The following is a 25,433-nucleotide window of genomic DNA, read 5'->3' on the forward strand; positions in this document are numbered from 1 at the left end:
AGGCAGCTTGCCGCGCGCCCTGGCTAAGCCGCTTGCCGCGCGCGCTGCTGTACGGCCCTGTCGAGTATCGAAAAGAAGGTCATGAACTGGCGGTCGGGATCGAGTTCCGGGCGCCCGGCGAAGCTGCGCGCGAGGCCTGAGAGCCGGTCATATTCCTGGTTGTCGTTCCACAGCCGCCTGACGGCCGCGACCCAGTCGGCAAGCGGAGCATCATAGTCCAGCACCACGCCACCCGAGCCGATCGCCTCGGGCAGACCGCCGCGCCGCGAGCCGACAACCGGGATTCCGCTGCAATGGGCCTCCGACGCGACGCGGCCCCAGGCCTCTTCCCATTTGCTGGGCGCAAGCAGGATCTTGGTGCGGCCATAGACCGTCTTCATGTCGCTGGTGCGGCTCTCCAGCACGACATTGCCCAGAGGGGCGATCGTCTGCTCGATCCGCTCCCGATGATCATCATCCAGCTTCCAGCTTTCGACGAACAGGAAGGGGATTTCGCGGCAGGCGCCGGCGATGCGCACCGCGAGCTCAAACCCCTTTTCCTCGTAAGGATTGATCAGCGTGACGAACTGACCCGTCGTCGGCGTCGAGTAATGCGCCGGGTTGATGGTCGGCGGGATCACCGCCGCCTCGATGCCGAACTCTTTTTTGTAGGTACGCGCGGTGAAATCCGAATTGGCGATGTAAAGGGCTGAATGCAATTCGCGCAGATCGCCGCCCAGTTCGTGGAACTCGACATTGCGGAGATAGACGACCAGAGGCACGCCCTCGGCCTGCAGCGCCTTGCCGATCGGAACCGATTTGTGACACTGGACCACGGCCACGTCCGGCTTCAGCCTGTCGACGGCAAAGGCCGCCGCTTCCCAGGGAAACCAGGCCCGCACCACCGGATAGCCGGGATAGCTGTCGATGACCGCCGGCTGCCGTAACAGCTTCATCTTGGCGCGCGCCTTGAAGCCGAAGACACCATCGCCGAACAGGGCGGCGAGCACCGCGGCTTCATGCCCATGTTCGATCAGCTGTTCGGCCAGATGGTGCGTGCTCGACTGCACGCCGCCACTGAACTCGGGTGGGTAGCCGTTGCCGCCTGCAAAAAGAACTTTCATGGGATCGGGCTCCTTGTCGCATCTCGTGTTCTTCGCTCAGAGGCAACAGGCAAAAGTCCGCCGCCTCGCTTTCGACGTCAGGCAAGTTTCGGCGGCTCCAGATTCGCGAAGGGATTGGTACAGGATTGCCAGCCGGTAAACCGGATCGGGTCGTTGGGCGAACTACGCCAGGCGTAGTCCGTCAGCATATGGAATTCGGCGATGACCCAGCGGTCGAAATGCACCAGATCTTCCCGCTTCTGCTGGGGCAGCAGGCGGCGTGCGGCGCCCAATTTGAGCTCCTCCACCAGAGTGACGGCGTCGCTTAGTTTTTCGCTTGGAAAGTTCCACGGATTGCGGTTGCGGAACTCCAGCACGAACTGCTGCAGATGCTCGATGCGGATGTTCAACTTGCCAAGGTATTTTTCGAGCGTGACGCGCACCAGATCCTCGTCCGAGAATGAGGAAACGGCGGCGTAGGCGACCCCTGTCGAAACCACTCCGCCAGCCATGATGACCAGGGCCGAGCGTCTGGAAATCTCGATCATCCGATACCTCCTTTCACGCGATCCGGCCCGCCGCCCGCAAGGACAGCGCTGCCGCGGTCAGGCTCGGGTTGGCGCAGGAGCAGCTCGGATAGGTGCTGGTGCCGACGACGACCAGATTTCTCAGCTGATGATGGATCATGCCGCTGTCGATCACCGAATCGGCCGGGCCGGTGCCCATCCTCAGCGTGCCCTGGACATGCGATTCGGTCGGCCGGATGCCACGGTCGAAGAGCTTTTCGACCGGCAGCGGCGCCAAAAGGTCCGGCAATTTCTCCAGCGCGCGCGCCATGCCCTTCACCGCGTAGTCGGATGGCGCCTTGAAGCTGACGAAGGCATTCTCATCCGCGTCAAGCGTGACGAAATTCTCGGGATCGAGCAGGTTTTCGGTGACCACGACAAGCGGCAGCGCTTGGCGCAGCCGCCCCTTTTCAGCACGCATTCCGTGCTGCCAGCGGTTCTCGAAATAGACCAGTGCCGCCGCATGCTCCGATCGGTGCGGGCCGTCATAGAGGCCGAAATTCAGGCCGGTGGTGATGGTGCTGCCGTCGAAATTGTCGACGCCGTCGAGATAAACCTCGAAATTCCAGCCGTAGGATTCATGCAGGCCGCGGCCGACGAATTCGCCGCCCAGGCCGGAGCGCAGCATGATCGCCGCGCTCTGGATGGCATTGGCGCCGAGAATGAAGAGGTCGCCGCTGACCTGGTATTCCTTGCCGTCATGCGTGAACGTGACCGAACGGACCGCGCCGCCGACGTGATCGAGCCGGCGCACTTCCGCACCGAGACAGACCGAGACGTCGGGATGCTCGAAGACATGCATCAACCCGTTGTTGACGGTGAATTTGGCGTCGACCGGACACAGCCAGCAACGCAGATTGGCACAACACGAGGTGCGCTGCGCGGTGGGGACCCTCGCCCGCGCGGTCGGCATGACGAAATGCTGGCCGGGCTGCGCCGCCTTCATCATCCGGTCCGGTGTCGACATGCGATGCGGCGGTTGCGGAAACGGCTTCGAGCGCGGCAGCATCGCCGCCATGTCGGGGTCGCCGGAGATCGACATGATGTCTTCGGCGTCGCAGTAGAACGGCTCGACGTCGTCATAGCTGATCGGCCAGTCATTGCCGATGCCATAGGTGCTTTTCAGCCTGAAGTCGTTGGGATGGAACCTTGGCGTCTGTGCGAACCAGCAGTTCGTCCCGCCACCCAGTCCGATCGTGTAATTCCACGGCTTGTCGGAATTGGTCTTGTAGGTCGTCTCGTCGTCGATGTCGGTGTTGGCATTCTGCTCGAGCTGCCATTCATGGGTGTTGTGGCGCCCCCACTCCAGCACCAGGATGCGTGCCTTCCGCCGCTTGGCGAACTCATGCAGGAAGAAGGCCGAACCGAAGCCGGAACCGATCGCGACGAGATCGAAATGATCCTTGGTGATTTGTTCTGGCTTTACGTCCAGCACCATCAGCTACAACTCCACACAGAAATACGCGCTCAGTCCTGGCGCCCGTCGGCGGTCTACGGATCGGTCTTGCATCCGTCTGTCCCGGCCCGGTCTCATGCCGCCATTCTGCCGATCGAGTGATATTCGATGCCGTGGCGGGCGATGACCTTGGGGTCATAGAGGTTGCGGCCATCGAAGATGATCGGCGTGATCAGCGCGTCTTTCATCGCGTCGAAGGAGGGCGCGCGAAAACTCTTCCATTCGGTGGCGATCAGCAGCGCATCGGCGCCGCGCAGGGCCGCCTCCTTGGTGCCGCACAGAAGCAGATCGTCGCGCAGCCCGTAGATGGCCTGGCATTCCTGCATCGCCTCGGGATCATAGGCCTGCACATTGGCACCAGCCTTCCACAGCGCTTCCATCAGCACACGCGCCGGAGCCTCACGCATGTCGTCGGTGTTGGGCTTGAAGGCCAGGCCCCAAAGCGCAAAGGTCTTGCCTTTGAGATTGCCCTTGAAATAGCGGTCCACCTTGTCGAAGAGAACCGATTTCTGCGCGTTGTTGCGCTCCTCGACGGCACGCAGCAACTTGGCGTCGAACTTGACGCCTTCGGCGGTCTTGATCAGCGCCCGCACATCCTTCGGGAAGCACGAGCCGCCATAACCAAGACCGGGATAGATGAAATGGTAGCCGATGCGCGGATCGCTGCCGATGCCCTTGCGGACTTCCTCGATGTCGGCGCCGAGCTGCTCGGCCAGATTGGCCATCTCGTTCATGAAGCTGATCTTGGTCGCCAGCATGCAGTTGGCGGCGTATTTGGTGAATTCGGCGCTGCGCACGTCCATCACGATCATCTTCTCGTGGTTGCGGTTGAACGGCGCGTAGAGTTCGCGCATCACCGCCTCGGTCGCCTCGCTGTCGGTGCCGACGATGATGCGGTCCGGCTTCATGCAGTCGGCGACGGCGGAGCCTTCCTTGAGGAATTCCGGATTGGAGGCGACGTCGAAGCTGAGGTCCTCTCGGCCTCTTTTCTTCAACGTTTCGGCGATCCTGGCCTTGACCTTTTCGCAGGTGCCGACCGGCACCGTCGACTTGCCGACGATGATCTTGGGTTTGTCCATCTCGCGGCCGATGGTCTCGGCGACGGCCAGCACATATTTGAGGTCGGCCGAGCCGTCCTCGCCGGGCGGCGTGCCGACCGCGATCATCTGGATCTCGCCATGCCTGACAGCAGCGGCGGCATCGGTGGTGAACTTGATGCGGCCGGCGGCATGGTTCTCCTTGACGAGGTTTTCCAGCCCGGGTTCAAAAATGGGAACCAGGCCCTGGTTGAGCCGCTCGACCTTGGCGGCGTCGATGTCGACGCACACCACCTGGTGCCCGACTTCGGCAAGCACCGCCGCCTGCACGAGGCCGACATAGCCAATTCCAAACACCGTCAAATTCATTCGGTTTCGTTCCCATGCAAGGCGGCGGACCGTTTTCGGCCCGGCCAGTTCAAATCGACTTTCCCAACTACTTTACGCTGCATGCCAGCGATTCCGGAAACTGACAGGGTTCGCCGAGCGCCGTGAAGGCAACGCGCTTGACCTGCAGCGAAAGCTTGCGGCCTGGATCGGCGAAAGCTCCCATCCAACCCTTCATCGTATCGCTGCCCCAAAGACTGAAGAAGATCTTCTGCGCATGAGTGGGCAGCTTCGCCGGGTCGGTGATCGTGTTCACCAGCTTGCCGTTGACATACCAGCTCAAGCTGTCCTTCTTCCAGACGAAGGCGTAGTCGTTGAAGGCGTTCTCGGTGCCGCCCGGCACGTCGACCAGCTTCTCGTTCTTGCCCTTGCCGGCGATATAGGCATTGACCTGCACCTTGGAGGTGTCCTTGGTGAGGATCTCGAAGTCGATCTCGTCCCAGGGCTGCTTGTCGGTGGGGCCGATATAGGTGAAGAACGCCGCGTTGAGGCCGGAGCCGGTATCGGTCTTCAGCCGTGCCTCATAGGTGCCGTAGCCGAAGCGCTGCTTGGTCTGGATCTCGCCGCAGGCAAACTCTCGGTCTTTCAGCTTCTGCTTCTCGAAGCCGAGCGACAGCACCCCGTCCGACAGGCTGACCAGTCCCTTCGACCAGGTGCAATTCTGATGGCTGCCATTGTTCCAGCCGTCGGAAACATACCAGCGCGCACGATCGAAGCTTTTGAAATCGTCGACAAAGGACGGCGATGTCGGAATGTCCTGGGCATGGGAAGGGGTTGCCAAGGAACTGCCAAGAGCGGCCAACAGCAACGCACCGAGCAAAACCAGTCGCCGCCGGCCGGTTTGCCCGGTCCGCTGCGCGAACGGCGATGCGTCAATTGCAGTCGTGGACGTAGTTCTCGGATTCGAATTCATACCAAACTCACCTTTGCGCTGTTCATCCCCAACCCAAAGTCGACATTCGAACCGCTCCTGAACGGGGCCAACCTTGACCTCCTCTGTGACCCTCTCGAATTGCTTTTCCTGCCTCGCATCAAATCCGTTGCAACAGTTCCTGGCTTCCACTTTCAACCTCTGCCGGTGCCTGCCGGCCTGGCGAATTCGGCCGTGGCGGCCGAGGAGGCATTCTCGTCGAAGACCATATCCAGCGAATGACGGAGCTCTTTCATCATGCCGTCCTGGCGCGACAGCGCCGCGATGCGGCGTTCGCAATTCAGGATCGACGTCGTCAGTGCGCTGACTTCGGATGACCGACGGTCGGAGGCCGAGCCGTTTTCCATCGCTTCGACCAGGAAGGCGGCGTTGGTCGACGTCGTCCGGTAGCGATTCTCAAGCCCGACCCTCTCGGCCTCGATCTCGGACGCGATCTGCTCGAACAGCTTTGCCAGACGATCGAGACGTGAAACATCGGCCTGCCGGTCGCGGGCCGGATCCCTTGATCTGAAACCAAATATCGAGGCCATGAACTCAGATTCCTGTCATCGCCGGCTTATGCGCCGGGCTTCTGGCCGATCCCCGCAGCCGGGGCTCAAAAAACTCGTGTTGCGTTGTCCTGCTTCTTTGAAGGAGAGACATCAGACCAATCCGATCGGGGGCCAGTTCGGCTGGTCGTCCAATATGCTGCACCGCAACATAGACTGCCATCGTCGGAGCCGCGAGGCAACCACCCAATTCGTAAACTCATAAATCCGGCCGAAATGGTTTGCGTGATGACTGTGCCCCTGCGGACAAACCGCAGGCGTCCGGCACCGCTCTCAACGTTCCTTGCCCGTGCTGGTTCCGGCCATCAGAAAACGCAGCGGCGGCACATGCTTTTGCCTGGACACAAGGCCAACACGGCGAAACAGCGCCTCAAGCTTGTCGGAAGCCACGCCCTGGACGATGGGGACGAGGTTGGATTGGCTGGCGAAAGCGTAAGCCGCGGCCGATACCAGCCCCCGCTCGGCCTTGACGTCGAGGAAGTTGCGCAGCCGATACTTGTCGCGCACGTGCCGCTCATGTCGCCGCAGCACCGCTTTCGAGCCTTCCGGCAGGCTGTCGATCGCCAGCAACGCCAGATCCGCATCGGCCAGACGCTTCAGGTCCTGCGTCTTGTGGCGGCCGCTCAGCGAATCGGCGCGGACGATGGCGCCGTAGCCGCAGGAGCGAATGACCTTGAACCGCGCCCCGCGGGCGACCGCGCGGGCGTAGAGCTCATAGTCCTCGCCCAGCCGCAGGCTCTCGTCGTAGCGCAAGCCATGACGATCGAGGAAGGCACGGCTGATCACCGGCTTCAAAAAGCCCAGTTCGCCCCTCTGCACGCGCCGCCTCGAGATGTTGCCTTCGACGAAGCGCTCGAAATCGAGGAATTCCGGATCGGCGGCAAATTTAGGCGCGACGATTTTCGTCGCATCGCCTGTCGCATCATCCCTGATCAGCATGATGTTGTCGGCCGCGAAATCCCAATCGGCGCCGGCAAACAGGCTGTTAAACCGGCCTTCGAGGAAAAAATCGTCGGCGTCGAGAATGCTGATGAACGGCGATTTCGAGCCGGCGATCGCCGCGTTGCGGGCAAAGGAGGGGCCGCGATTGACGTCGAGGCGCATCACCGTGAGCCGCCCGCTGCCATCGTCGGCGGATCGCGCGACATCAGCGGTGTCGTCGGTGGAGGCGTCATCGACGACGACGACCTCCGCCACTTCCGGTTCGCGCAACGCGGACGCGATGGCGACAGCGATTGTCGCTGCCGCGTTTTTTGCCGCGATGATCACGCAGACCTCGGATTTCGTCATCGACATGGATTTGCCTCTCGTACAGGTGATATCGATTTGCCCTCGCCCCGTACTCATTCGATGCCCGATAGAATTGCCATTAGCGACTGCCTGGCCGCTCGAAGATACGGCGGCTAATGTCGGCGGACGCCGCCCAGCCGGCTTCGGCCAGATAGCGGACCGGCGCGCGGCCGCACAGTTCCCACAGCACCGTTCGTCGCTGTGGCCAGCGCAGCGACGGCAGCCACGGCGCGATGACCATGCTGAGCAGATCCTCATTGCCAATGCGCGACAGGATCGGGATCGCCCGCTCCGACAGCAGTGTGCCGGCACCGCCGAGCAGCACATCGGCGGCGCGCAGGCCAAGCAGCAGCGTGTCATCCAGTCCCTGAGCGGTTGCGGCATCAAGCACACGCTGCTGATCCGCCTCGTCGAGGCGGCTGGCGCTGGCTCTGATATCGCAGACGTAACCCGCACAGGGTTCGCGGTTGAAAAGCGCCTTGGCGACGCTGATGCAGGACAAAAGCAAAGTATCGGGAACCGAGGTGAACGGTACCGTCGCACCGGCGATTTCGACCTGTCGCTTGCGCCGCAGAAACCCGTCCGCATCACGCGGGCTCGGGGAGCCGGGTTGCTGGAGGCGGTAATGAAGATCGACCGTGGATGGTTTCGGGCCGTCGCCGCGGGTCATGTGCTGTTCGCCGAGGAAGCGGACCCACCAAACCGAGCGCGACTTGCCTGCGACCTCATATCCGATCGTGCGAAGCGCATCACGCGCCCTGAAAAACCCGACCGGCGAAACCAGGATGTCGACATCGCCCGAGGGCTTCATGAAGTGGTCATCATAGAGCAGTTGCTGCTGGAACGGGCCCTTCAGAAAGACGAAATCGATCTCGTTGGCGCGCAGCACATCATGGATAGCCATCGAATCCATGATGCAGGACGCGTTCATCGACACCGTTCTCCGGCGGTAGGTGTCGAGCCACTGAAAAAGCTCCGGCGGCCTTTCCTGCGCTGGTGCGCGAGACAGAACCTTGAGGACAAAGGTCGCGACCTTGTTCAGCCTGGCAATGTCGGCAACGTTGGCACCGGCAAGGCCAGGCATCGACACGTCGCCGGCGGCGGCGCGCGGTCCTGCGAAATACAACCGCAAGCAGGCCTGCACATAGGCGACCTCGTCGGCACAGTCGGCGGCGCGCAATCGTTCGTATGAACCATCCGGCAAGGCCATTTAGCGCACAGTCTCCCAAAGAAAGCAGTTTGCGCGACGCTTATGCTGCAAGTGCGAAGCAAGCATCACCAAAAACCTCGATGCCGTAAAGGCTTTCCTTTTGCAGTGCGGAATTTTACAACCATCGCGTTTATCGACATCGGCTAAAAGGTGGTGAAAAGTGCAGTTGAAACATTCCCGCCAACGCGCTTTCAGCCGATCCTCAGCAAGGGTTTGCCAAATAAGATTCTTCGCATTAGCAACGCCTAAAAAAGAGGCGCCTAAGCAAACATTTTATGCAAGCAAAATCAAATGCTTAAAGAATCGACGTCGCCACGACCCTTATGCACAAGGAATCAGCTCGAAATGAAGTCAGGTTTTAGGCATGGCTCACACATATGGTGACGCCCGCAACCCGTAATTGATTAACGCTTGGTAAATCAGGCTTGACTCATAAATGCTGCCATGCAGCTATTGCGCTGCAGCATGTACGTGCTGACGGCACTCGACAGGCCGTTTCCAGTCCTTATCGGAGAGTAAAATGGAACAGAATGTTGAAAAGCATGAATACGAAACGCCAAGCCTGACGGTGCATGGTTCGATTGAAACCATCACCCAGGGCGGCGGCGGCAGCACGGCGATCGACGTATCGTTCCCCGCGCACACGCCCATCGGCGACCTGACGTTCTCCTGAGCCTATCGCAGTTTTCCAGAGTGACACGTTGGGACTCTGGACTCAAAAACATAAGAGGGTCGGGGGCCAAAACCTCCGACTCCATTTTCGTTGCCTGGAACTGCCCGTGCGCATCGTAAGCGAGGTTTTGGGATGAACTGGAAGCTGTCCGGCCACGATTTGGCCGACCACGATTTGGTGAGTGCGACCAAGGATGCCGTGGCTTGCGAGTTCGGCAATGGCCTGGCGCTGCTCAATCTCAAATCCAATGTCTATTACAGCCTGAACGGCGTCGGTGCCTTCGTCTGGGAGCTGATCCAGGAACCCAGGTCGATCGCCGACATCCGCAGTGCCGTGCTTGCACGCTACAATGTCGACCCGCAGCGCTGCCAGGCCGATGTCGACGCATTGCTGAAGGGCCTAGCCGACAATGGGCTTGCGAGGCTGCATCATGAGGCACTTGTCTAAGCCGGTTCCGCACAAGAGCATGGTTTCGCGGGCCATGGTCTTGCCACAGGAACCCGCGACGGAAACAAGCCCCAGGCAGACGAAACGTCGGGGAAGCCGGCGCAGTCCGTTCAGGGTTTTCTCCCTGAGCGGCGCGGAAATGATCTTCCTTGGCCGCTGCCTGCTGGTGGTCGCCGCGGTTCGGCTGGGGTTGACGCTGCTCTCCTACAACCGTGTCCGCAGCCTGGTGACGCGACTCGACGCGCGTCAGTGCGCCTCGATGGGCGAGTTGCGGCGTGTCGCCTGGGGCGTTGCAGCCGCGGCCCGTTTCGTCCCTTGTGCCACGTGCCTGACCCAGGCGCTTTCGGGTCAGTACATTCTCGCCCGCCAGGGCAATGAATCGAAGATACGCATCGGCATCGAACGCGGCACGGGCGAGCAGCTGAAAGCACATGCCTGGCTGGTCAGCGATAACCACATCGTGCTTGGCGGATCGATCGACGGTTTCGCTCATCTCGTCGATCACGGTAGCCGATGAGCGGCGTCGCCGGAATTCTGCTGCGCGGAGGACACGCATCAGCGGTCCGGGGACACGCATCAGCGGTCCGGGGACACGCATCAGCGGTCCGCGAATCCGCACCGGCGGTCGCGGCAGCCGACATCCAGCAGATGCTGACCCGCATGCGACATCGCGGCCCCGACGGCAGTTCGTGGTGGCTGGACGCCAACATCGCGCTTGGCCACGCCTGGCTCAACACCACGGATGAAGCCGGGCCCGGTCCGCTGACGATGGCTGGCGGCAGGCTCGCCATCACCGCCGATTGCCGGCTGGACAACCGCGAGGAACTGCTGGCCGGGCTCGGCATCCGCGACCCTTCGGTCGCCGACGCGATCGTGCTGATGCGGGCCTATCTGCGCTGGGGCGAAGCCTGCACGGAGCATCTGCAAGGCGATTTCGCCTTCGCCATCTGGGACGGCGAGCGGCAATCGCTGTTTTGCGCGCGCGATCATTTCGGGGTCAAACCGTTCTACTATCACGCAGCGGACCAGCGTTTTTCCTTTGCCTCGGAGATCGGCCCTATCCTGGGCGTCGAGGGGGTCGGCACACGTATCAGCGAGCACCAGATTTCCGGGTTCCTGGCCGGGCTTCCCGACGACCCGCAGTCTACTCCCTACAGCGATGTATTCAGCCTGCCGGCCCGCCACAGCCTCACCGTCACCGCGCAACAGGTGGTGCTGCGCCGCTACTGGCAGATCGAGCCGTCGGCGCGGCCCTTGCGGTCGGATGCCTCGGAGGAATTCGCCCATCTGTTCTCGCAATCGGTGCGCAATCGCATGCGGGGAAGTCAGGCGGTCGGCGCGATGCTGAGCGGCGGCCTCGATTCCTCGTCGATCGCCTGTGTCGCCGGCCTGCAGAATGCCGCCGCGCGCAAGCCGAAGCTGCCCACCTTCTCGCTGATTTTCGAGAAGGGCTCGCCGATGGACGAGCGGCCCTTCATCGATGCCGTCCTCGATCAGCAGCAGTTTGACCCCACGCTGATCCCGGTCGACAACTATGCGCCATTCGCCGAATTCGAACGCGTGCTGGAAGAACAGGAGGGAATGTTCCTGGCCCCAGGCCTGACGCTCACTCGTGGCATCTACCGGACGGCCGGTGCCAAGGGCATCAAGGTACTGCTGGACGGCCATGGCGGCGACGAGGTCGTTTCCCAAGGCCACGGCCATCTGCACGAGCTTGCAAATGCCGGCAGATGGATGGATCTGTGGCGCGAGGTCCGCAGTGCCTCCAACACCTATGGCGACAGCACGCTTGGCCTGTATTTCCAGTTCCTAACCCTTTACGGGCCGGCCTGGCGTGTCGCCAGACTGAGACATCTGGCAAACCGTGCCCTGAACAAGATCCGCAAGCCGGCGCAAGCGCCGCGCGGCCGAAGCTGGCGCGACCTGATCAATCCGGATCTGGCCAGGCGCACCGAGCTTGTCGACCGGTTCCATCGGGCCGGCTATATGCCGCCCGGCGTCCAGGCCAGCGACGCCTTGAGCCATCGCTGGATCCTGTCGAACGGTTATGTCCCGCATGCTTTCGAGGTTCTCGACAAGGCCGCGGCCAATTTCGGCGTCGAGCCACGCTACCCCTTCTGGGACAAGCCGCTGGTCGAGTTCTGCCTGGCGCTGCCGGGCGAGGAGAAGCTGAGCCACGGCTTTGGCCGCTATGTGCTGCGCCGCGCCATGCAAGGCGTCCTGCCGGCGGCGGTTCAGTGGCGGCGCGACAAGATCGACTTCACCGCCAATCTCGTCAACGGCATGCTGCGCAACCACCGCGACCTCCTCGAACAGCTGCTGGTCTCGGATGCGAGCCGCATCGCGCCCTACGTCAATCTGCCTCAGGTGACTGCTGCCTATGCGCGGCTTTTGCGCCAGCCGGATCAGGCAGCCCCGCTGGATGTCCAGTATGTCTGGCGCTCGGCCTCGCTGTCGCTCTGGCTGCGGCAACTTCAGCACAGCGGGAGCCCCGCATGATGCCTCGCAACGAGCCGCTCGCCGCATACAATGATCACCGCCGTCCGCATGGCCGGGTCGTGCGGGAACGCCGCTTCTACCGGGCCTATGGCCTGACCATCGCGTCCGAGGTGACATTGCCCGAACTGGAGCCGGCGGCGCCGGGGGCGGCAGATGTCGTGATCGCCGTCGGCGCGATCGACCTGCCAAAGCCCTCGCCCGAGGCCGCGACCGAGTTCCGCTTCGAGCCGGACCGGCAATATCTGGCCTGGCATGCCGTCGGCGCGTTCCTGATCAGCGATGGCCGCCGCATCGACATCGAGCCGGCGCCGGGCGTCGACGACACGCTGATCGCGTTTCCGCTCCTGGGTCCGGTCATGGCGCTGTTGCTGCACCGGCGCGGCCTGCTGGTCCTGCATGCCAGCGCCGTTGCCGTCGCCGGCACGAGCGCCATCTTCATGGGCGACAAGGGTGCCGGCAAGTCGACGACGGCAAGCGCGATGATCCGGGCCGGACATCAACTGCTTACCGATGACGTGGTGGCGCTGGACCTCGCCGATCCGGGCGAGCCGATGATCGTTCCGGGATTTCCGCAGATCAAGCTATCGGCCGACGCGGCGGCGGCGATCTCGCTAGGAGAGGCGGAAGTGCGCCCGCAAGTGCATCCGGCGATCGACAAGGTGCAGCATCGCCTGAACGGCGGCTTTTCCGGCGACAAGGTGCCGGCAACCAGCATCTATATTCTCGAGCGCGGCGAAAAAGCTCACATCACGCCCTTGCCCGCCATTGCCGCCCTGCCGGCCATCATCAAATTTTCTTATGTGACACGTTTTGGCCGCGCGGCCCTGTCCGACGATTTCGCGGCGACGCATCTTCGGCAATGTTCATGGATTGCTAACCATGTCGGCGTGTGCCGGCTGGAAGTCCCGACGGGCCTGGACAGGATCGGCGAGGCTGTGCATCTGGTCGAAAGGGATCTGGCGGCTGGCAGTCGGCGGTCGTGAGCGCAATCATGTCGAAGTCCTCAATCCTTCGCCTGTCGCTGTTTCGAGACATTGCCGCATTCGGCGCCGCCATTGCCCAGATCGGCGGCCGGCGCGCCTGGACGGCACTGATCTTCCTCATCCTCGGCAGCCTGACCGAGGGCATCTCCATCCTGCTGCTCATCCCGCTGCTGCATCTGGTCGGACGCTCCGACCAGGATTTCTCGGTCAGGCTGCCGAGCAATGATCTCGTGCGCTGGCTGGTGCCCGACGGCACGCTGCAACTCACCACGGTGCTCTGCGCGCTCGTCGGGCTTGTTGCCGTGCAGGCGGCGTTCAACCGCTTCAAGTCGGTCTACATGGCCAAATTGCTGTTCGATTTCATCAACCGCGTGCGCATGAACCTGTTCGAGAGCATCGGCAAGGCGCGCTGGGGCGTCTTCACGCGCATGCGCAGCTCCGATCTCGACCACGCCCTGACCGGCGACATCGATCGCGTCCAGGGCGCTGCCTTCTCGCTGTTGATGCTGGTGCAGATCGCCGTGCTCCTGGCCGGCTATCTGCTGATTTCCATGTTCATCTCGCCGGTCATGACGCTGTTTGCCGTCGTCATCGGCATCCTGATGTTCGTGGCGCTGCAGCCCTTCCGGACGCGGGCCACTGCCTTTGGCCGGGTGCTGACCGCCAATCGCCAGGATCAGTACCGGACGGTCTCGGAATTTCTCGGCGGCATCAAGGTGGCCAAGAGCCTGAACGTCGAGGACAGCTATTTCGCGCAGTTGCAATCGACGCTGGAAAAGATGAAGGCTGACAATGTCGACTATGTGCGCAACAGCACCATCGGCACCGCGGTGTTCCAGGTGGCGAGCGTCGTGGGCTTGAGCCTGTTCATCTATGTGGCGCTGGTCCGCTTCAACCTGTCGCTGGCCGAGATCGTCGTCCTGCTCCTGGTCTTCATGCGCATCGCGCCGCGCTTCATGGACATGCAGACACAGGCTCAGCAGGTGCTGATCAATCTGCCCGCCTATACGGCGATGCGCGGCCTGCAGGCACGGTTCGACGCCGAACGCGAGCCAGACGAGGCGGGAGCCGGGGAAGGCGACAAGCTGTCGCTCACCACCGGGCTCAACGTAAGGGATGTTTCCTTCTTCTATGGCGACGACCCCGCCAGGACGGTGGTCACCGGCATCACCTTCGGCCTGCCTGCAGGCAAGGTCACCGCCCTGATCGGCCCTTCCGGATCAGGCAAGAGCACGATCGCGGACATGCTGCTCGGCCTGCTCGAACCGACCGCCGGCAAAATGCTGGTCGATGGTGTCGAGATCGATGCCGGCAATCGCCGCCGCTGGCGCGACCAGGTGGCCTATGTGCCGCAGGACGTATTCCTGCTGCATGACACGATCGCGGCGAACCTGCGCCTTGCCGCGCCGCGAGCCAGCGATGACGAGCTGTGGACAGCGTTGCGCTCGGCGCACGCCGGCGAGTTCGTCGAACGGCTCGACCTCGGGCTAGAGACGGTGGTCGGCGACCGCGGCGTGCGGCTCTCGGGCGGCGAACGCCAGCGCATCGCGCTTGCGCGCGCGCTGCTGCGCAAACCATCGCTGCTCATCCTGGACGAGGCCACCAGCGCGCTCGACTGGCAGAACCAGTCGCTGATCGCCAGGTCGATCGACGGATTGCGCGGCACGATGACGATCCTGACCATTGCGCACCGGCCATCGATGATCGCCTTCGCCGACTGGGTGGTGGCGATGGAAAACGGCCGTATCGTCGAGGTCGGCCAATATCAGCGGTTGAAGGAAAAAGCCGGCAGCCGGTTGTCGAGGATGCTGTCGGGTGAACAGTCGGAGACCGAACCCGCCAATGTCGCCTGAGGCCGGGCGCTGGTTAGTGCAGGCTGCGCCTGGCGTTGCCCAGCTTCTCGCCTTCGGCCACCTCGGGCGCATTCAGTTTTCGTTCAGCGTCACGAGCCATGTCGGCCGGCGTGGGCGCGCTCCTGGCGATCATGGCATAGATGAGCACGAAATAGCCCGCCTGAATGACCACGGCGCAGATGATGACGCGCAGCAGAATTGTGCCTATCGACGCGCCGCCCAGCAACGACCAGCCGACGACGATCGCCAAAGCGAAAATCATCCCGAGGATGAATTTTGGAAGTGCCATACCCAACAGCCCATAAACCGGCTCGGGTACATCTAACGATTGCCCCACCCGAGCGCCGTCCCTTGTCATGTGGGCTTGTTAAGGTCGCCCACTCTCGACCGGTTGCTTCCGGCCTTTTATACCTGTCGCTACTCTGACAGGTATAATTTGCAATTCTATTAAGGCGAGCAGTAGGCGGCAAGGGCAACTGCGGATATTTTTGATTGAGCTTTTGCAATCGACTCTGCCATGGTGCAATGCACTCGACCGGATTCAAGCCGATCTCCGGCCATCCGCGCTTTTCAGTAGAATGGGCAATATTAAGTAGTATTTTATATGGTTTTTCCCAAGTATCATGGCGCGCTAAAGCACTAACGTGCACCGCATCTCGACAGATAGGTAGGCCCGCCTAAAAACCGCCCCAAAAAGGTCCTTATTTTTTCAGCGCTGCCCGTTTATTGTCACAAATGTGCTAAATATCTCGAAATTTGTGCATGTCTAGCTTATTATTTAGTCAATTCATGACGCGACTATTTCAACGGGGTGGGAAATTGTGTGTTGCGCTGCAGCATTTTTTTGGTATCGTGTGGTGAACCATTCGTTCAACGCATGGAGTTTACGGCATGAGGGACGTTGCCAAGTCGGCCACGGCGAGCTTTTCGCAGGCTGACATCGATTTTCCGCCACCGATCGGCGGCCTGCTCAAACGCAGCTTCGATATCACCGGTTCACTGATTGGCTTGATCGCCCTCAGCCCGCTGTTTGTCATGATAGCACTGCTCGTCAAGTTTTCCGACGGCGGATCGATTTTCTACGGCCACAGGCGAATCGGCCGCGGCGGTCGGATTTTTCCTTGCCTGAAGTTCCGCACCATGGTTCCCGACGGCGACAAGGTGCTGGCAGCCTATCTCGCCACCAACCCGGACGCCAACGCGGAATGGATCGCGACCCGCAAGCTGAAGAACGACCCACGCGTCACCCGCGTGGGAGCCGTGCTGAGGAAACTCAGCCTCGATGAGCTGCCGCAGATCATCAACATCCTGCAGGGCGACATGAGCCTTGTCGGCCCTCGTCCGGTCGTGCGCGACGAACTGGAGATCTATGGCACATCCGCCGTCTACTACCTGAAATCGCGGCCGGGGCTGACCGGCCTCTGGCAGGTCAGCGGCCGCAACGATGTGTCCTATGACAGCCGCGTCGCCTTCGACCGCCACTATGTCGAGAACTGGTCGCTGTTCGAAGACGTTCGCATCATCATCAAGACTGTCCCGGCCGTGTGGATGTCGCGCGGCTCTTACTGACCAGCCTTTGGCCAATGCCAGACATTGGCGCCGGCCATTCGACGCAAGCTCATCGGGCGATGGGGCTAAAGCGGATCGGAACGTTCAGTTGAAAACAGATATGTTCGAAGCCTTTCGCAGCGGCCCGGTTTCCGGCCGCCTGCGGCGGGCGCGTTTGCTGGCCACATGCCTTGCCGTGTCGCTCGTCATCCCCCACATCGCGGCTGCCGGCGACTACCGCCTCGGATCGCAGGACAAGCTCACCATCCGCGTCGCCGAATGGCAGACCGTGGAAGGCACATTTCGTGACTGGTCGGCGGTGAACGGCGAGTACACGGTCGGCCCATCCGGCACGCTGTCGGTGCCGTTCGCCGGCGAATTGCCGGCATCCGGCAAGACCACCTCCGAAATCGCAACGGCGATCGGCGAGGCGCTGCAGAAAAAGCTCGCTCTGTCAGACAAGCCGGAAGCCTCTGTTGAAATGGCGCAGTTCCGGCCATTCTACATTTCGGGCGAAGTCCAAAACCCCGGCCAGTTTCCTTATGTGCCCGACCTGACAGTGTTGAAGGCCATCAGCGTCGCCGGAGGCATCCGGCGAAACGCCGACTACGGGCCTCAACTCGGCAAGGACCTGGTTACCGCCAAGGGCAACTTCGATGTCTCCGACGACCAGCGCATTCGGCTGATCGTCAGGCGCGCCCGCATCGACGCGGATATGGCCGGCAAGGCGAGTTTCGACGTGCCTAAGGAGGTCGAGGGCGATCCGAGACTGCCAGCCATCGTCGCGGACGAGATGACGATCCTGACGGCGGACCAAAAGGCGCTGAAGCTGAAACTTGAAGCGCTCGACGATCTGAAAGGGGTTTTGGAATCCGAGATCGAATCGCTGCAGAAGAAGATCGTCAACCAGCAGCAGCAGGTCGACCTGGCACAGCAGCAACTCGCCAGCATTGGCCCGCTGGCGCAGAAAGGCCTGATCGCCAACGCCCGACTACTGGATTCGCGGCAGTCGGTCGCCGACCTGCAGGGCAAGATCCTGGACTATGAAACCGCCATCCTCACCGCCAAGCAGGCGATCAGTAAGGCGAAGCAGGACGCCATCGATGCTCAGAACACCTTGAGTTCAAGTCTCGCCACTGACCGGCAGCAGACCGAAGCCGACCTGAACGAGGCCGCGCTGAAGGCGAATATGCAGAAAGGCCTGATCGCCCAGGCCACCGATCCCGCGACGACGGCCGCTATGACAAATGATCAGCAGCCCACTCTGCTCTATTCACTGGTGCGCAATGTCGACGGCAAGACCAGCGAAATCGCTGCCAAGGAAGAGACGCCGGTGCTGCCTGGCGATGTGATCAAGGTCAAGCTGGCGCCGCTGGCCAGCCAGTAGCCTGACTTCCAACACGATCCAGTGTTTCGAGCCAGAGCCTCGCGCCGATAGAATCGGGATGAGGCTCTGGCTCAGTTTTTTGAACACCTCCCTGCGGAAACTGTAATAGCCGCCTCGGGATCGAGGCTTCCCTTCCGAGCACATGCCTGATCAAGGGAAGGCCTCTCCGTTGAGTCGCGAGATGATAGTTTATGACGGGCCGGCTGCCGCTGGACGGCCGGCGTGCCGGGACCAGTCCGCCTCTCTTTTCGCCGCATCCGCCGGCTCCAGGGCCTGCGACCGCCGCGTGCGGGTGCTAACGGGCAGCCGCGCCAGCTTGAAGAAGCTGAAATACATCAGGAAAGAGCCCATGATGTAGGGGTTGAGTATCTCGACCTCGACGAAGGAGCGGATCAGCAGCAGCACCATCACGCCGAAGAGGATCACCGAATCCGCCTGCCATGTCCTGAAGATCACCGCTGAAACGTGGCCGTAGAGCGTGCGCAGCATGATCAACGATACCAGCGTCGCCCCGACGAAGCCGAGCTCGACGAGGGCCTCGATATAGGTGTTGTGGAAATGGAAGCCGGTGCGGGTGGTGATGTAGAACTCGTTCCAAAGCCGCTCGGCTTCGGCGAAGCCCTGCACCCAATAGGCGGCATAGCCGACGCCGAGAATCGGCGATTTCTGCACCGCGTTCCAGCCCTGCTCCCACAGATAGGTCCGCCCGGTGAGTGTCGAATCCTTGCCAAAGAGGCCGAGGACGAAGTCCATCAGCCCGAGATTCAAGGCGACGAAGGCAGTCACGACCAGCAGGCCGGCGCCGATCAGGAAGATCACCCGGCGGTAGCGTCGTGACAGAAGTTTGCTCATGGCAAGAAGCGCCACCAGCGCCAGAACCGCCGGTATCGAGGCCATCGAGGTGGCGGAATGCGAAACGACCAGCACATAGGCCGACAGCAGCACGACGGGCACCGCCAGGATGAGGCTCAGCCGGCCGCGCCTGTAGAAGGCAAGGAAGACGACGCAGAAATAGATGCCGAGCGAGCCGACAAAGCCGATCTGGTTCTTGGAGGCGAAGGCTCCCACGAAGTTGACGGTGCCGTCGAGAACATCCTCGGAATAGTTCCCGACCTTCAGCGAATAGATGAGGACGACGAATATCCCGACCAGCGCCCCTATGGTCAATGTGCGCACGCTGACTGTGCGGGCAGCTACGTAAGCGCAGGCGATATGAGAAAAGTACTGGACCGACGTCCTCGCGGTGACGCCGGGCGCCTGCGACCAGAAAACCGAGAAGCAGACATAGGCCGCAAACAGCAGTGGCAGCCAGGCGCTGGACAGATGCCGCAGGAACCGCCGGTAGTCGACCAGGATGAGCGGAAGCCAGACCGCATAGTAGGCCAGGATCAGCACCTGGCCGAAAATGACCGAATAGGAAAACGCCCAGATCGAGACGGCTACGGCGAAGGCGCCATAGACCGAGTTCTTCTCGGGATCGACCAGCAGGGACTTTGGAATCTTCATCTCAGAGTCCCGCCGACACGACCCAAGGCCGGCAAGCCATGAGCCGGCCGGAATCTTCGCAAACATGGGCGTGCAATAAACGGCGTCTCCATTGTGCAGTGCAATATAACCTATCGCGCCCGTTGCTCAATGGCAAATCCGGTCACCTTGTCTTACAGCGAGGCATCTGCGGAGAGATCAGCCACGTCCGAGACGCTACCACAGGGCTCCGCCGGTGATCTGTATGTTCTCCATGGTGATGCCCTTGGCCAGATCAGAGCACAGGAAGACCGCCAGAGCCGCGATCTCCTGAGGCTGCAGCATGCGCTGCTGCGGATTGCCCCTGGCGATTTCGGCCATGGCTTCCTCAGGCGTGCGCCCCTTGCCTTCGCGCTCGACGACCTGCGCCACATTGCGGCGCATCAGTTCGGTCTCGACCCAGGTCGGGCTGATCATGACGCAGGTGACGCCGTGCGCCGCCCCTTCCAGCGCCACGCAGCGTGTGAGGCCGAGAAGGCCGGCCTTGGAGGCGCAGTAGGCCGGGTTGTCCTTCCAGCCGACCGAAGCGGCGGTCGAGCCAATATTGACGATGCGGCCCCAGCCACGCTCGATCATGCCCGGCAGCACGGCACGCGTGACGCGGAAGGCGCCGGTCAGATTGGTGTCGACGATCTTGTCCCACAGCGCGTCGGAATGGCCGCAGACCGGCTGCTCGGCCGTGGTGCCGGCGGCGTTGACCAGAATGTCGGCGGGGCCGATGGCCGCTTCGGCGTCCGCCGCGAAACGGTTGGTGACGTCGCTGTCGCGCACGTCGAGATGGGCGGCATGCACCCTGGTTCCGTGGGCTGCAAGAGCCGCACGCACGCGCTCGATCTCGTCCGCACCGGGATAGTAGGCGGCATCTGATCTGTCGGAGCCGAGCGGCGCGATGTAGGAGCCGACGGCAACGTTGGCGCCGGCCTCAGCCAGCGCAGTCGCAATGGCAAAGCCCATACCCGAGAAACCGCCGGTGACGATGGCACTGCGGCCGGAAAGGTTGTTCATGGCGCACGGTCTCCGCTTCGTTCCGGGCAGGCAATCAGGCCCGACCGGATTTGGCAATCACACCGGCGCAGGCTCCACCGACAGCGAGTCATGGTTCCTGGAGCGGTTTGCCAAGCCATTCGCGATAAAAGCCTTCGAGGTCGGGCTCGAAATCGTGGACTATGGGATAACCGGGTGCCGCCGCTTCCACCTCGTGCAGCGTGCCGCAATGCGGGCAGATGAACTCGCGGATCTCCATCCATTCGGGATCGGGGAGATCGCTGTTCGGATAGATCTCGCGTAGCGCCTCCTCGGTGTTGCGCACGTTGATCGCGGCGTTGAGCTTCCAGTTCTTGCGATAGTCGCCGAAGGAATGGCCGCATTCGCAACGGGTGATCCGCTCATCGCCGCTCTGGCAGATGAACAGATGGTCCGAGACCGGCAGCAGGATCGGGTCCTTCCAGGCAACGCGATCCTGGTAGACGGCGACCATCTTGAAGAAGCGGTCATCATCCTTGTAGGCGCTCATGATGCGTCTTGTCTGCGGCCAAGGCAGCTTGCCCGCAGCCAGATCGCCCAGGACTTCCTTGCTGTACGAGGTCATGGCTTTGCTCCCGGCATGAAGATCGATCTGGCGTCGACGTTCCAGAACTCGCTGAAATCCCTGGTGAAGCGCGGCGACAGCTTGATCGCGCTGGCGTACATTTTCTTCACCTCCGGCGCGAAGTCGGCCTTTTCGACGCGGCCACGCTCCCCGGCGATCCAGTCCGCCACCGGGATCGCCTTGGCCAAACGCTCCTTACGCATCGCAGCACGGCGTTCGACCGTGGCGTCGATATCGGCTGTGGGATAGCCGTCTGCATCGTCCTTCAGCACGATGCCGAAAACCTGATCGGCCGCTTCGCGGGTGAGAAAACCATTCTCGACATCCCAGGCCGTCTTGATCGGATCGCGCTCCAGCACGTCGCCATAGCCGCCGCCGCCATTGTAGGAATGGCTGAAGATGTCGCCGGATTTGTGCGGCGAGGTGATGTAGGGCCCCTCGACCACGACATGGTCGCCGCCGATGTTCTTCTCGTAGTCGGAGACATGCGGATCGATGCCGGGCGCATGCGCCAGCGGTTCGCCTTTGGCCGCCAGCTCGTGAATGTCTGAATTGCGCACCGCGCGATGCTTCTGGCAGGTCGGCGCGGGATAACCGCCGCACATGCCGCCATTGTCGAACACCCTGGAAGAGTGCTCCGAGGTGTGGAGCCGCAGATGCGACGTCTTGTTGATCAGCCAGGTCGAGACAAAGGAGCAGCCGCCGCGATATTTGCCGGCGCCGCCGGAATTCGGCACGATCGAACGGCCGATATAGACCATCGGCATCGACTGTTCCCAGACCTCGATGTTGCCCATGTCGGATTCCGGGTTCCAGCCGACATAGGCAGTGTCGAGGCCATCCTTGATGGCGAGCGCGCCGGAACCGGCGGCGGCGCATTCGAAATGCGCCATGCCGAACGGCGTGCCGTACTGGCTTTCGCCACCCATCTCGATCATCGGGCTGTTGACCTGGCCGACAAAGGCTTCCTCGACATAGCCGCGCGCCACGAAGCTGCGCGACAAAAGCCGCTGGAACACGCCATAGGCCGGCAGAAGCAGCGCCCATGAGGTGGCGGTGGCCACCATCTCGTTGTCGGGGTTGGTCCAGGTGCCGTGCGGCAGTTTCAGTTCGGTCGCCATCCAGGCACCGTCATTGACCAGCCCTTCGAAATTCATGTGCTGGGTCAGCGTCACGAACATGCCGCCATCCATGCCGGCCGGCGTGCAGTTCATCGAATGGTAGCCCCAGGGCTGCGTGCCCTCGAAGTCCATGGTGATCTTGCCGTCGGTGGTGATCTCCATCTCGATCGGGATGTTGTAGAGCCAGTCCGGATCGCCGAGCAGCTGGAAGCCGGGCTTTCCCGCCGTGACGTGGCCGTAGAAAGTGTGGCCGCGATAGATGCCGGGCACGGTGAGCTGGCGGGTGCGGGCGAGCTGGGCGCGGCGGCCTTCCTCGATGAACTCCTTCGACACCTTCATCCAGTAGTCGAGGCCGATCTCCGAGATCAGCTGCTTGACGCTTTCGCGCATGTCGATGCAGGAGGCGACCTTGGCCTTCTCGTCGAGCACCCAGTAGATCGGCATGCGCAGATTGCGCTCGCAGCGGATGACGTAGTCGCGGCGGATCTCATCGTTCTCGCCGATCTTCTCGGCACAGACGAACAGGCCTTCGGTGAAGCGCTCCTGTGCCAGGCACACGTCACCGCCCGGCGTGATGCCGCCGGCTTCCAGCTCGTGGCAGACAGCGCCGGCCCAGCCGACAAGTGTCCCCTCATGGAAGATCGGCACGACGTCCATCACGTCGGGCACCTGCACGGTGCCGATGAAGGCATCGTTGTTGGCGAAGATGTCGCCCTCGCGGATGCGCGGGTTGTCCTCGTAGCCGTTCTTGATCATCCATTTGATGAAGCGGCTCATCGTATGGACATGCACCATGATGCCGTTGGAGAGCGCGATGGCGTCGCCCTCGGGCGTATAGATGGCGACTACCATTTCGCCGACCTCGCGCACGCCGGGCGAGGCCGAGATGCGGCGGGCCATTTCGCGTGCCGAGACGCAATAGGCGCGCAGCTTGGTGTGCAGGGTCTCGAATTTCAGCGGATCCTGGTTGCGCAGCGTGAGTTCCGTGATGCCGTCATAGCAGCCGGTCTCTTCCATCAGCCGCTCGGAATCGAGCAGTCTTTCGCGAAGGCGCAGGGCCGAAGCAGGTTTGTCCAACATGGCGATCGCCCTCTCAAGCATGGGTGTAGTGCAGCAGCGTCCATTCATCGACATGGACGCGGTCCTGCGGATGAACGACGAGCGTGGTGGCGGGATGTTCGATGATGGCCGGGCCGATCACTTCGTGGCCAGGCTGCAACAGATCCATCTCGTAGAGATTGGCCTTGTGCCAGCGGCCGCCAATGTAGGCCTCGCGCACACCCTTGTGGGCGGCTGCCGGATTGGAGGCGCCTAGCGGCCGCTTGAGCAGCACCGGCTTGACCTTGTCGGCGGTGGCGATCAGCCCGAGTTCGGCGATGGTGAAGCCGGCTTCGCCATAGCGCGACACGCGATGGTTGACCTTGGCATAGACCGCCTCGAACTCGTCGATAACCCTGCGCATGTCGTCGGCCGAATTGACCTCCGCCAGCGGCGCCATGACTTCGACATCCTCGAGCTGGCCGGTGTAGCGCATCATCAGGAACGGCACGGTCTTGATCTTCTCACGCGCATGGCCGTCGGCGATCATTTCGTCGACCGCGGCCTTGGTCAGATCGTTCCAGACCGTGGTCACCTTGGCGCCGAAAGCGGCCAACGTCGCCTCGTCGGCGCGCGACGGGATGTCGTGCTGCGTCGACACCGAATGGCGCCGCATGAAATCGGCCGTGGTGCAGCCGAAGGCGGAGAAGGCGGCGGCGAACTGAAAGGTGATGATGTCCTTGAAGCCGATGCCCCTGGAGCAGCCGGCCAGATGCAGCGGACCGGAACCGCCATAAGACAGCAGCGTGAATTCGGAGGGGTGGATGCCTTGGCCCGAGATGACGCGGCGCAGCGCGTTGTTGGCATCGGACTCCAGCATGTCGATCATGCCTTCTGCGGCTTCCTCCAGTCCGACGCCCAATATGTCGGAGCATTTCTCCTGGAAGGCGCGGCGCGCCTTTTCGACCTGCAGCACGACCTTGCCGCCCAGGAAATAATGCGGGTTCAAGCGACCGAGAATGGCGTCGCAGTCGGCGATGGTGGGTTCGGTGCCGCCACGATCGAAACAGATTGGGCCAGGATCAGAGCCGGCGCTTTCCGGTCCGAGGCTGACCTTCTTGGTCAACGGATCGATCTTGAGGATCATGCCGGCGCCGGCGCCGATGGTGTCGAGATGCAGCGTCGGCACGTTGAGCTTGAAGCGGTCCATCAGCGGCTCGTTCTCGATCCGCGTCTGGCCGCGCGTGATGACGCCCATATCGAAGGAGGTGCCGCCCATGTCCGAGCAGATCAGCGAATCATTGCCGATCAGCTTGCCGACATAGGCGGCACCGAGGATGCCGCCGATCGGACCGGAGATCATGGTTTCATGCAGGCGCGGATGGTTGATCGAGGTCAGGCCGCCGAAGGAAAGCAGCGTCTGCACGCCATATTTGAAGCCGTATTTCTTCGAGACATCTTCGATGCCTTTAAGCTGCTTGCGGCCGCGCGACGTAGCGTAGGCTTCGATCAGCACCGAGTTCAACCGCGACTGCTCGCGGATAACCGGGCGGACCTCGTGGCTGGTGTAGACGATGATGTCGGCGCCGGCCTTCTCGACCTCCACACGGCAGATCTCGGCGATGCGCTTTTCGTGCACCGGATTGACATGCGAGAAGATGGTCATGATGCAGATCGCCTCGACCTTATCGGCGATCAGTTTCTTCGCGGCGGCTGAGACCTCATGTTCGTAGAGCGGCAGCACGATGTCGCCGAACTGGTCGATGCGCTCGGTGACGCCATGCGTGCGGCGGCGCGGCACAAGCGGGTCGGGATGATGATGCGTCACCGCATGCAGCCGGTCGGCATAGGAGTAGTCGGCCCAGGCCTGCAGGCCGCGGCCCATCAGGATCATGTCCTCCAGGCCCTTGGTGGTGATCAGGCCCAGCCGGCGCCCGGTGCGCGACAACAGCGTGTTGAGCATGCCGGTGCCCGAATAGAGCACGACGTTGACGCCTGAGAACAGCGATTCCAGCGAGATGCCCCAGGCATCCGCGGCATCCTCGGCCGAGGCCAGGAAACCCTCGGCTTCGTTCTTCGGCGTGGTCGCCGATTTGCCGATCTTGAAGTGGCCGTCCTGATCGACAAGGATCGTGTCGGTCATGGTGCCGCCGGCGTCGATACCGATGACGATTGGATTGCCAATGATTGGACTGGTCAGGTTTGGCTGGGTCACGGTCGCCTCGGATCTGGTCTAGGTTGACGCAAGGCTAGATTCATTGGGCG

Annotated in this window: 22 protein-coding genes; 8 read left to right on the plus strand and 14 right to left on the minus strand. The window is 62.1% G+C overall.

The genetic code is table 11. The features are described from left to right. Positions 1 to 23 precede the first annotated feature (23 nt). The 8 genes from ACZ89F_RS29125 to ACZ89F_RS29160 form a co-directional block, all read right to left on the minus strand. Positions 24 to 1,103 carry a glycosyltransferase gene (locus ACZ89F_RS29125; RefSeq protein WP_476095508.1) on the minus strand — a complete coding sequence of 360 codons (1,080 nt, stop codon included), beginning with the start codon at positions 1,101 to 1,103 and terminating at the stop codon, positions 24 to 26. A gap of 77 nt (positions 1,104 to 1,180) precedes the next feature. After that, a complete protein-coding gene (locus ACZ89F_RS29130) occupies positions 1,181 to 1,630 on the minus strand; it encodes a hypothetical protein (protein WP_476095510.1) in 450 nt (149 codons plus the stop codon). Between the two features lie 13 nt (positions 1,631 to 1,643). Further along, the gene (locus tag ACZ89F_RS29135; protein ID WP_476095512.1) at positions 1,644 to 3,086 is read right to left on the minus strand and encodes a GMC oxidoreductase; all 1,443 of its coding nucleotides are present in this window, start codon (positions 3,084 to 3,086) and stop codon (positions 1,644 to 1,646) included. Positions 3,087 to 3,178: 92 nt separating this feature from the next. Next, positions 3,179 to 4,510: a UDP-glucose dehydrogenase family protein gene (locus ACZ89F_RS29140; protein WP_476095514.1), complete on the minus strand. Its 1,332-nt coding sequence runs from the start codon at positions 4,508 to 4,510 to the stop codon at positions 3,179 to 3,181. Between the two features lie 67 nt (positions 4,511 to 4,577). After that, positions 4,578 to 5,441 carry an endo-1,3-1,4-beta-glycanase ExoK gene (gene exoK, locus ACZ89F_RS29145; RefSeq protein WP_476095516.1) on the minus strand — a complete coding sequence of 288 codons (864 nt, stop codon included), beginning with the start codon at positions 5,439 to 5,441 and terminating at the stop codon, positions 4,578 to 4,580. A gap of 152 nt (positions 5,442 to 5,593) precedes the next feature. Then, positions 5,594 to 5,989: a hypothetical protein gene (locus ACZ89F_RS29150; RefSeq protein ID WP_476095518.1), complete on the minus strand. Its 396-nt coding sequence runs from the start codon at positions 5,987 to 5,989 to the stop codon at positions 5,594 to 5,596. 291 nt (positions 5,990 to 6,280) lie between these two features. Further along, entirely contained in the window at positions 6,281 to 7,303 is a 1,023-nt protein-coding gene (locus tag ACZ89F_RS29155; protein WP_476095520.1) for a glycosyltransferase, read from the minus strand. Between the two features lie 73 nt (positions 7,304 to 7,376). Next, positions 7,377 to 8,507 carry a nucleotidyltransferase family protein gene (locus ACZ89F_RS29160; protein WP_476095522.1) on the minus strand — a complete coding sequence of 377 codons (1,131 nt, stop codon included), beginning with the start codon at positions 8,505 to 8,507 and terminating at the stop codon, positions 7,377 to 7,379. 520 nt (positions 8,508 to 9,027) lie between these two features. On the opposite strand from ACZ89F_RS29160, the gene ACZ89F_RS29165 reads away from it, so the two are divergent. The 6 genes from ACZ89F_RS29165 to ACZ89F_RS29190 all read left to right on the plus strand — a co-directional run bounded on the left by ACZ89F_RS29165 (position 9,028) and on the right by ACZ89F_RS29190 (position 14,962). After that, complete coding sequence (locus ACZ89F_RS29165) at positions 9,028 to 9,180, plus strand: lasso peptide (protein ID WP_476095524.1); 153 nt, start codon at positions 9,028 to 9,030, stop codon at positions 9,178 to 9,180. 132 nt (positions 9,181 to 9,312) lie between these two features. Beyond that, positions 9,313 to 9,627 carry a PqqD family protein gene (locus tag ACZ89F_RS29170; RefSeq protein WP_476095526.1) on the plus strand — a complete coding sequence of 105 codons (315 nt, stop codon included), beginning with the start codon at positions 9,313 to 9,315 and terminating at the stop codon, positions 9,625 to 9,627. Positions 9,628 to 9,766: 139 nt separating this feature from the next. Further along, the gene (locus ACZ89F_RS29175) at positions 9,767 to 10,144 is read left to right on the plus strand and encodes a lasso peptide biosynthesis B2 protein (protein WP_476095527.1); all 378 of its coding nucleotides are present in this window, start codon (positions 9,767 to 9,769) and stop codon (positions 10,142 to 10,144) included. Continuing rightward, the gene (locus tag ACZ89F_RS29180; protein WP_476095529.1) at positions 10,141 to 12,126 is read left to right on the plus strand and encodes a lasso peptide isopeptide bond-forming cyclase; all 1,986 of its coding nucleotides are present in this window, start codon (positions 10,141 to 10,143) and stop codon (positions 12,124 to 12,126) included. Before ACZ89F_RS29175 ends, ACZ89F_RS29180 begins: the two co-directional genes overlap by 4 nt. Then, positions 12,123 to 13,109 (plus strand): phosphoenolpyruvate carboxykinase (ATP), encoded by a 987-nt coding sequence (locus tag ACZ89F_RS29185; protein ID WP_476095531.1) that lies wholly within the window; start codon positions 12,123 to 12,125, stop codon positions 13,107 to 13,109. Before ACZ89F_RS29180 ends, ACZ89F_RS29185 begins: the two co-directional genes overlap by 4 nt. Before the next feature lie 8 nt (positions 13,110 to 13,117). Next, positions 13,118 to 14,962, plus strand: coding sequence for an ABC transporter ATP-binding protein (locus ACZ89F_RS29190; protein WP_476095533.1), 1,845 nt, complete (start codon positions 13,118 to 13,120; stop codon positions 14,960 to 14,962). A 13-nt stretch (positions 14,963 to 14,975) separates the two neighbouring features. On the opposite strand, the gene ACZ89F_RS29195 is transcribed toward ACZ89F_RS29190, so the two are convergent. After that, complete coding sequence (locus ACZ89F_RS29195) at positions 14,976 to 15,320, minus strand: exopolysaccharide production repressor exox (RefSeq protein WP_476095534.1); 345 nt, start codon at positions 15,318 to 15,320, stop codon at positions 14,976 to 14,978. 533 nt (positions 15,321 to 15,853) lie between these two features. Here ACZ89F_RS29195 and ACZ89F_RS29200 point away from each other — a divergent pair. Continuing rightward, positions 15,854 to 16,531, plus strand: coding sequence for a sugar transferase (locus ACZ89F_RS29200; RefSeq protein ID WP_013528120.1), 678 nt, complete (start codon positions 15,854 to 15,856; stop codon positions 16,529 to 16,531). A gap of 100 nt (positions 16,532 to 16,631) precedes the next feature. Beyond that, positions 16,632 to 17,897: a polysaccharide biosynthesis/export family protein gene (locus ACZ89F_RS29205; protein ID WP_476095536.1), complete on the plus strand. Its 1,266-nt coding sequence runs from the start codon at positions 16,632 to 16,634 to the stop codon at positions 17,895 to 17,897. 189 nt (positions 17,898 to 18,086) lie between these two features. On the opposite strand, the gene ACZ89F_RS29210 is transcribed toward ACZ89F_RS29205, so the two are convergent. The 5 genes from ACZ89F_RS29210 to ACZ89F_RS29230 all read right to left on the minus strand — a co-directional run bounded on the left by ACZ89F_RS29210 (position 18,087) and on the right by ACZ89F_RS29230 (position 25,353). Further along, on the minus strand, positions 18,087 to 19,403 hold the full coding sequence (locus ACZ89F_RS29210) for an O-antigen ligase family protein (RefSeq protein ID WP_476095538.1): 1,317 nt from the start codon (positions 19,401 to 19,403) through the stop codon (positions 18,087 to 18,089). Between the two features lie 195 nt (positions 19,404 to 19,598). Then, positions 19,599 to 20,426, minus strand: a complete 828-nt coding sequence (locus tag ACZ89F_RS29215; protein WP_476095540.1) for an SDR family NAD(P)-dependent oxidoreductase — start codon at positions 20,424 to 20,426, stop codon at positions 19,599 to 19,601. A gap of 88 nt (positions 20,427 to 20,514) precedes the next feature. Beyond that, complete coding sequence (locus ACZ89F_RS29220; RefSeq protein WP_476095542.1) at positions 20,515 to 21,009, minus strand: acetone carboxylase subunit gamma; 495 nt, start codon at positions 21,007 to 21,009, stop codon at positions 20,515 to 20,517. Continuing rightward, entirely contained in the window at positions 21,006 to 23,210 is a 2,205-nt protein-coding gene (locus ACZ89F_RS29225; protein ID WP_476095544.1) for a hydantoinase B/oxoprolinase family protein, read from the minus strand. The genes ACZ89F_RS29220 and ACZ89F_RS29225 overlap by 4 nt, the downstream gene beginning before the upstream one ends. Positions 23,211 to 23,223: 13 nt before the next feature. Continuing rightward, complete coding sequence (locus ACZ89F_RS29230) at positions 23,224 to 25,353, minus strand: hydantoinase/oxoprolinase family protein (protein ID WP_476097422.1); 2,130 nt, start codon at positions 25,351 to 25,353, stop codon at positions 23,224 to 23,226. Positions 25,354 to 25,433: the final 80 nt, after the last annotated feature.

The sequence above is a fragment of the Mesorhizobium sp. USDA 3734 genome, from assembly GCF_056279665.1.

What these genes read in the sequence shown, in the direction of transcription:
- ACZ89F_RS29180 (WP_476095529.1), top strand. Translation starts at nt 10,141, where the DNA reads ATGAGCGGCGTCGCCGGAATTCTGCTGCGCGGAGGACACGCATCAGCG.
- ACZ89F_RS29155 (WP_476095520.1), bottom strand. Translation starts at nt 7,303, where the DNA reads ATGTCGATGACGAAATCCGAGGTCTGCGTGATCATCGCGGCAAAAAAC.
- exoK (WP_476095516.1), bottom strand. Translation starts at nt 5,441, where the DNA reads ATGAATTCGAATCCGAGAACTACGTCCACGACTGCAATTGACGCATCG.
- ACZ89F_RS29130 (WP_476095510.1), bottom strand. Translation starts at nt 1,630, where the DNA reads ATGATCGAGATTTCCAGACGCTCGGCCCTGGTCATCATGGCTGGCGGA.
- ACZ89F_RS29205 (WP_476095536.1), top strand. Translation starts at nt 16,632, where the DNA reads ATGTTCGAAGCCTTTCGCAGCGGCCCGGTTTCCGGCCGCCTGCGGCGG.
- ACZ89F_RS29175 (WP_476095527.1), top strand. Translation starts at nt 9,767, where the DNA reads ATGATCTTCCTTGGCCGCTGCCTGCTGGTGGTCGCCGCGGTTCGGCTG.
- ACZ89F_RS29150 (WP_476095518.1), bottom strand. Translation starts at nt 5,989, where the DNA reads ATGGCCTCGATATTTGGTTTCAGATCAAGGGATCCGGCCCGCGACCGG.
- ACZ89F_RS29140 (WP_476095514.1), bottom strand. Translation starts at nt 4,510, where the DNA reads ATGAATTTGACGGTGTTTGGAATTGGCTATGTCGGCCTCGTGCAGGCG.
- ACZ89F_RS29220 (WP_476095542.1), bottom strand. Translation starts at nt 21,009, where the DNA reads ATGACCTCGTACAGCAAGGAAGTCCTGGGCGATCTGGCTGCGGGCAAG.
- ACZ89F_RS29160 (WP_476095522.1), bottom strand. Translation starts at nt 8,507, where the DNA reads ATGGCCTTGCCGGATGGTTCATACGAACGATTGCGCGCCGCCGACTGT.
- ACZ89F_RS29170 (WP_476095526.1), top strand. Translation starts at nt 9,313, where the DNA reads ATGAACTGGAAGCTGTCCGGCCACGATTTGGCCGACCACGATTTGGTG.
- ACZ89F_RS29215 (WP_476095540.1), bottom strand. Translation starts at nt 20,426, where the DNA reads ATGAACAACCTTTCCGGCCGCAGTGCCATCGTCACCGGCGGTTTCTCG.
- ACZ89F_RS29200 (WP_013528120.1), top strand. Translation starts at nt 15,854, where the DNA reads ATGAGGGACGTTGCCAAGTCGGCCACGGCGAGCTTTTCGCAGGCTGAC.
- ACZ89F_RS29225 (WP_476095544.1), bottom strand. Translation starts at nt 23,210, where the DNA reads ATGTTGGACAAACCTGCTTCGGCCCTGCGCCTTCGCGAAAGACTGCTC.
- ACZ89F_RS29185 (WP_476095531.1), top strand. Translation starts at nt 12,123, where the DNA reads ATGATGCCTCGCAACGAGCCGCTCGCCGCATACAATGATCACCGCCGT.
- ACZ89F_RS29165 (WP_476095524.1), top strand. Translation starts at nt 9,028, where the DNA reads ATGGAACAGAATGTTGAAAAGCATGAATACGAAACGCCAAGCCTGACG.
- ACZ89F_RS29190 (WP_476095533.1), top strand. Translation starts at nt 13,118, where the DNA reads ATGTCGAAGTCCTCAATCCTTCGCCTGTCGCTGTTTCGAGACATTGCC.
- ACZ89F_RS29135 (WP_476095512.1), bottom strand. Translation starts at nt 3,086, where the DNA reads ATGGTGCTGGACGTAAAGCCAGAACAAATCACCAAGGATCATTTCGAT.
- ACZ89F_RS29125 (WP_476095508.1), bottom strand. Translation starts at nt 1,103, where the DNA reads ATGAAAGTTCTTTTTGCAGGCGGCAACGGCTACCCACCCGAGTTCAGT.
- ACZ89F_RS29195 (WP_476095534.1), bottom strand. Translation starts at nt 15,320, where the DNA reads ATGACAAGGGACGGCGCTCGGGTGGGGCAATCGTTAGATGTACCCGAG.
- ACZ89F_RS29210 (WP_476095538.1), bottom strand. Translation starts at nt 19,403, where the DNA reads ATGAAGATTCCAAAGTCCCTGCTGGTCGATCCCGAGAAGAACTCGGTC.